The organism is Mesorhizobium sp. P5_C1, from assembly GCF_054049815.1.
In genome coordinates this window covers 1-3,857 of record NZ_JBFULQ010000515.1, presented here as the reverse complement: position 1 = coordinate 3,857, position 3,857 = coordinate 1, and the positions used below count along the sequence as shown (strand labels likewise).

The window sequence follows — 3,857 nt, the reverse complement described above, 5'->3', positions numbered from 1 at the left end:
GACGATGGCTGTTCCACCTGCCCAAATAACAGACATTTTGCCTCTCCCCAGGGCGATCCTACGCCCAGTGAGGTAGCGCCGCAATCACGACAGGCAATGGTGGTAAAATGCGAGAAGCGCGGGAACAAAATTTCGCATCTCTCGTTGAAAATGCCGGCCGGATGCCTGTCCAAAGTCCATGTCCGGCTTGTGTCAAAGGCCCGTTGCCGTGCCCTGGCAGCGGGCCGCTGGCACTGGCAAGGTTGTCAAAAATCGCGTCCATCCGAAGATTCTTGATCGGACCGGTTTCGTAGTGAATCCCCTGTTTGTTCACGGCACAAGCCATGACGATTGCGAGGCCGAGAATGAGCATGGAGGCGACGTGCTGGACGAACCGCACGACGGCTGGGACGATGACGAGTATGAACCTGGCTGGACGGAACATGTCGACCAGCGCAAGGCAGTCATCGTCGATCAGAACACCTGGAACCACCCCGAAGGCGAGCCGCTGCTCGGCTGGTGCGAGAATCACGGCAAAGGCGTCATGCTTTGCGAACCGGCAGACGATCGCGAAGGCGACGATGAGCGGGAGCAGCCCGACTTCTACTGAAACCGAAACCAAGTTTCGAATTGGCCCGCTGCTTCGGTGGCGGGCTCTTTTTACTGGCACTGTTCGCCGTCGTTGCCGACAAAAGGTGATTTGACGTTACGTTAACTGGGCGCAATCATATCGGATTGTACAAGGGTTGAAGGGCGTTTCAATGAAACTCATTGTCTTTGGCGTAGCAATGGTATTGGCCGCCACCGGAGCAGCTGTTGCGAAAGAGAAGAAAAAAGTGGCCACAGCTCATCAGGCTGCAACCTCGTGTTCTACACCTCATATGAAGGCTGGCAGCAAGCCGACCCCGAAACTGGATTGTAAATCGACAGGCACCGTGGTTGCGCGACAGCCAAATGGGGCAAACTTCCTGGATCATTATAATCCGCGCTTAGGGTATGATGACACCAGTCCGTGGTTTCAAACTGGCTATAATTGACTGCGGCTTCGGCTTCCGGGCCTTTCTTTATCCAGCGACGCGGCCAGCCCGCTGCCTTAAGGTGGCGGGCTTTTTATTATTGGCTCCGCCGACTTACTGCGAGTGTTTTGGGTGGTCCCCACATACCGCCTGTAAAACTGTCAGAACCGGCGATCTGCAAGACGTTCACCTCTCTTTGATATTTTTTTCCGAACCAACCTTCATATTCGATCTGAATCGGAAACTCGGCCTGCGCGATCCAAAAGCTTTGACGCAGATCTCTATGGGTTAGACCAAAGAAAAGGACGTCCGAGCACCGTTGTCGAGGAGACGGATCACCCTGGAAGGCTCGAAACAAGCCAACTAAAGGCCCTTGTTCTCGTCGTTGGCTCCGGCACCAAGCGCCGCCTCAAGCGCTTTCTGATCGCTAATGAAGAGCTTGATATTCTTTGCCGGGATCGATCCGGAGTTAAGGATTACCAGGTCGTACGCGATAGCCTCGTTGCCGCCGTGGTGCGTCTCAACCATCGCCGTGATGATTGGGCGAAACTGACGTCGCCAGAAATGCAGCGACAGTCCAAGGGCCATCACCGTCGCGAATACGCCGGCGACGTTGAGCCAGTCCACGCTGACCAACCAGTAGATGAGAGATTACACTGCCCCACCCCCTTTTGTCGCGCGGGCCTGCCGATAGTTGCAGGAAAGGTTTGGCACCGCAATCAGCCGGCGAGGGCGCGACCGACTGCTATCCCGACGCCGATCGCCACGCCGATCGTCACGTTTCCTGCCAAGCGAAACGCCCAGGCCATCGCAGTTGGGCGCCAATTCCATGTCGGCTGGGCTCGCAGCAGGCCAATCAGTTCATCAAAAACATAGTCCATGGACGTTCTCTCCTTCAGCGCCTAGCGAAGTCGAGTTGCGTACCTATACCGTACCTATCGCCAAAAATGGCGATTTTGCAGATTCGGTAAGTGCTTGGAAAAGTTGGCTCCCCGGGCCGGATTCGAACCAGCGACCAACCGGTTAACAGCCGGTTGCTCTACCACTGAGCTACCGGGGAACAGAGGCTCTCATGTGAGTGGCGCAGCCTATAGCAAACCCTTTTCCGCTTTGCAAAGAAGCATTTCGCATTTTTCCGAGGCTTTTTCGCTCAGGCGTTTCTCGCAATCGTTCGCGGATGCCCTCATATTAGCCGTCTTGCTGGGGATATGGAACCGAAAGCGCGGTTGCGGCTTAGATTCAACGGTGCTCCTGAACGGTCAAAAGGGTTAATCTTTCGAGACGATGACAGCACAAGACAACCAGATGCCGGCGCGGAAAATCTCGGTTTTCGGGCGTGAGTTCAAAATGCCGCGCTCGCGCGGGCTCAGAATCACCATGGGCATCGTGCTGACCATCGGCGGCATTCTGGGTTTCCTGCCGATCCTCGGCTTCTGGATGGTGCCGCTTGGATTGCTGGTGCTGTCCTATGAATTCGCCATGGTCCGCCGCCACCGGCGCCGCTTCGTTGTCTGGTGGGAACGGCGCCGCCGGCCGGATTGAGGCCGACAGCGCCCGGTCTCAGCGCCCGGCGTGCTCTTCCAGCGCTTCGCGGATCTGCTTGAGAATCGCAGCCGCCGAGGCGAGCTTTGCCCGGTCACGCGGCAACAGGCTGCTCGCGCTCCCGATGCACAGGCGGTCGATGGCATAGCGCAAAAGCTCTTCGCACTGCGGCAGCGACAGGCCGGACGCCGCATTCATGTCGTCTGCCTTGCCTTTTGCTGCCGTTGTCCGACGCATGGCATGTCTCCCGCCATGTTCAACGTATGGGCTGCTGAATGAGTTTCTTCCGGCGTCGAGCCATGCTTAACAAGCAGCTAACGTATCGTCGTCAGGCCCGGGCCTGGGATTTGACGGGACGCTGCCCAAACCGGCGAGAGGAAACCGCTCGGAATGCACGGGTGGCCGCTTGACGGCATTTTCGCCGCAACCTATTGGAACCGGGTGGAACGCCGGGAGCAATGAGGCCTCGTGGCGGAGTGGTTACGCAGAGGACTGCAAATCCTTGCACCCCGGTTCGATTCCGGGCGAGGCCTCCAATGCCCGGGCCCCCGCGCACCAGCGCTGGGGCCTGAAGTTCCGATCGTAATGAACCGCGGTTCTGGCGCGGCAAGCGGATTGGTTGGAACATGAGCGCTGATTTCTCCGAGCTTCGCGTCAAGATGGTCGACGGCCAGGTTCGCACCACCGATGTGACCAGCGCGCCTTTGCTCGAAGCGATGCTTGTCGTGCCAAGAGAAATCTTTGTCGGCGCCGAACAGCGCGATCTCGCCTATATCGACGAGGACATCCGCATTGCCGCCGGCGCGGACGGCGCGCGCTATCTCATGGAAGCCTCGCCGCTGGCCAAGCTCATGCAACTGGCCGAGATCAGCCCGGCCGATTCGGCGCTCGATGTCGGCTGCGGCACCGGCTATGCCTCGGCCGTCCTGTCTCGGCTGGCGAAGTCCGTTGTGGCGCTCGAAAGCGATGCGGCGCTGGCTGAGACCGCCAGATCGACGCTTTCATCGCTCGGCTGCGGCAATGTGACCGTAGTCCAGGGGGCGTTGCCGCAAGGACATGCGGCCAAGGCGCCCTATGACGTCATCTTCATCGGCGGCAGCGTCGCGGACGTGCCGGCACCGCTGCTCGACCAGCTTGYCGAAGGCGGCCGACTCGTTGCCGTCGAAGGCCAGGGCAATTCCGGCGTGGCCCGGCTTTTTTTTAAAGCGGGGGGGGTTGTAACCGGAAGACGCGCATTTAATGCGGCAATTAAGCCACTACCGGGATTCGAACTTATTCGCGCCTTCGAATTCTGAATGATTTTGCCTTGCAGGATAGGCG

General features: G+C 58.5%; 8 protein-coding genes and 2 tRNA genes. 5 read left to right on the top strand and 5 right to left on the bottom strand.

What is annotated here, in order from left to right; all coding sequences use genetic code 11:
• Nucleotides 1-58: 58 nt before the first annotated feature.
• Nucleotides 59-352 carry a hypothetical protein gene (locus ACXJ7R_RS26950; RefSeq protein WP_457154481.1) on the bottom strand — a complete coding sequence of 98 codons (294 nt, stop codon included), beginning with the start codon at nucleotides 350-352 and terminating at the stop codon, nucleotides 59-61.
• Between the two features lie 9 nt (nucleotides 353-361).
• On the opposite strand from ACXJ7R_RS26950, the gene ACXJ7R_RS26945 reads away from it, so the two are divergent.
• Nucleotides 362-589, top strand: a complete 228-nt coding sequence (locus ACXJ7R_RS26945; protein WP_457154480.1) for a hypothetical protein — start codon at nucleotides 362-364, stop codon at nucleotides 587-589.
• Nucleotides 590-740: 151 nt separating this feature from the next.
• Entirely contained in the window at nucleotides 741-1,016 is a 276-nt protein-coding gene (locus ACXJ7R_RS26940) for a hypothetical protein (protein ID WP_457154479.1), read from the top strand.
• Between the two features lie 342 nt (nucleotides 1,017-1,358).
• Here ACXJ7R_RS26940 and ACXJ7R_RS26935 read toward each other — a convergent pair whose 3' ends face one another.
• The 3 genes from ACXJ7R_RS26935 to ACXJ7R_RS26925 all read right to left on the bottom strand — a co-directional run bounded on the left by ACXJ7R_RS26935 (nucleotide 1,359) and on the right by ACXJ7R_RS26925 (nucleotide 2,055).
• Nucleotides 1,359-1,622 carry a hypothetical protein gene (locus ACXJ7R_RS26935; RefSeq protein ID WP_457154478.1) on the bottom strand — a complete coding sequence of 88 codons (264 nt, stop codon included), beginning with the start codon at nucleotides 1,620-1,622 and terminating at the stop codon, nucleotides 1,359-1,361.
• Nucleotides 1,623-1,714: 92 nt separating this feature from the next.
• Nucleotides 1,715-1,876 carry a hypothetical protein gene (locus ACXJ7R_RS26930; RefSeq protein ID WP_457154477.1) on the bottom strand — a complete coding sequence of 54 codons (162 nt, stop codon included), beginning with the start codon at nucleotides 1,874-1,876 and terminating at the stop codon, nucleotides 1,715-1,717.
• 104 nt (nucleotides 1,877-1,980) lie between these two features.
• Nucleotides 1,981-2,055: transfer RNA gene (locus ACXJ7R_RS26925), tRNA-Asn, on the bottom strand.
• A 224-nt stretch (nucleotides 2,056-2,279) separates the two neighbouring features.
• Between ACXJ7R_RS26925 and ACXJ7R_RS26920 the strand changes: the two genes are divergently transcribed.
• Nucleotides 2,280-2,537 carry a hypothetical protein gene (locus ACXJ7R_RS26920; protein ID WP_457154476.1) on the top strand — a complete coding sequence of 86 codons (258 nt, stop codon included), beginning with the start codon at nucleotides 2,280-2,282 and terminating at the stop codon, nucleotides 2,535-2,537.
• An 18-nt stretch (nucleotides 2,538-2,555) separates the two neighbouring features.
• Here ACXJ7R_RS26920 and ACXJ7R_RS26915 read toward each other — a convergent pair whose 3' ends face one another.
• Entirely contained in the window at nucleotides 2,556-2,774 is a 219-nt protein-coding gene (locus tag ACXJ7R_RS26915; protein ID WP_457154475.1) for a hypothetical protein, read from the bottom strand.
• 225 nt (nucleotides 2,775-2,999) lie between these two features.
• On the opposite strand from ACXJ7R_RS26915, the gene ACXJ7R_RS26910 reads away from it, so the two are divergent.
• Nucleotides 3,000-3,073, top strand: a tRNA-Cys gene (locus tag ACXJ7R_RS26910).
• A gap of 90 nt (nucleotides 3,074-3,163) precedes the next feature.
• Nucleotides 3,164-3,832: a protein-L-isoaspartate O-methyltransferase family protein gene (locus ACXJ7R_RS26905; protein ID WP_457154474.1), complete on the top strand. Its 669-nt coding sequence runs from the start codon at nucleotides 3,164-3,166 to the stop codon at nucleotides 3,830-3,832.
• Nucleotides 3,833-3,857: the final 25 nt, after the last annotated feature.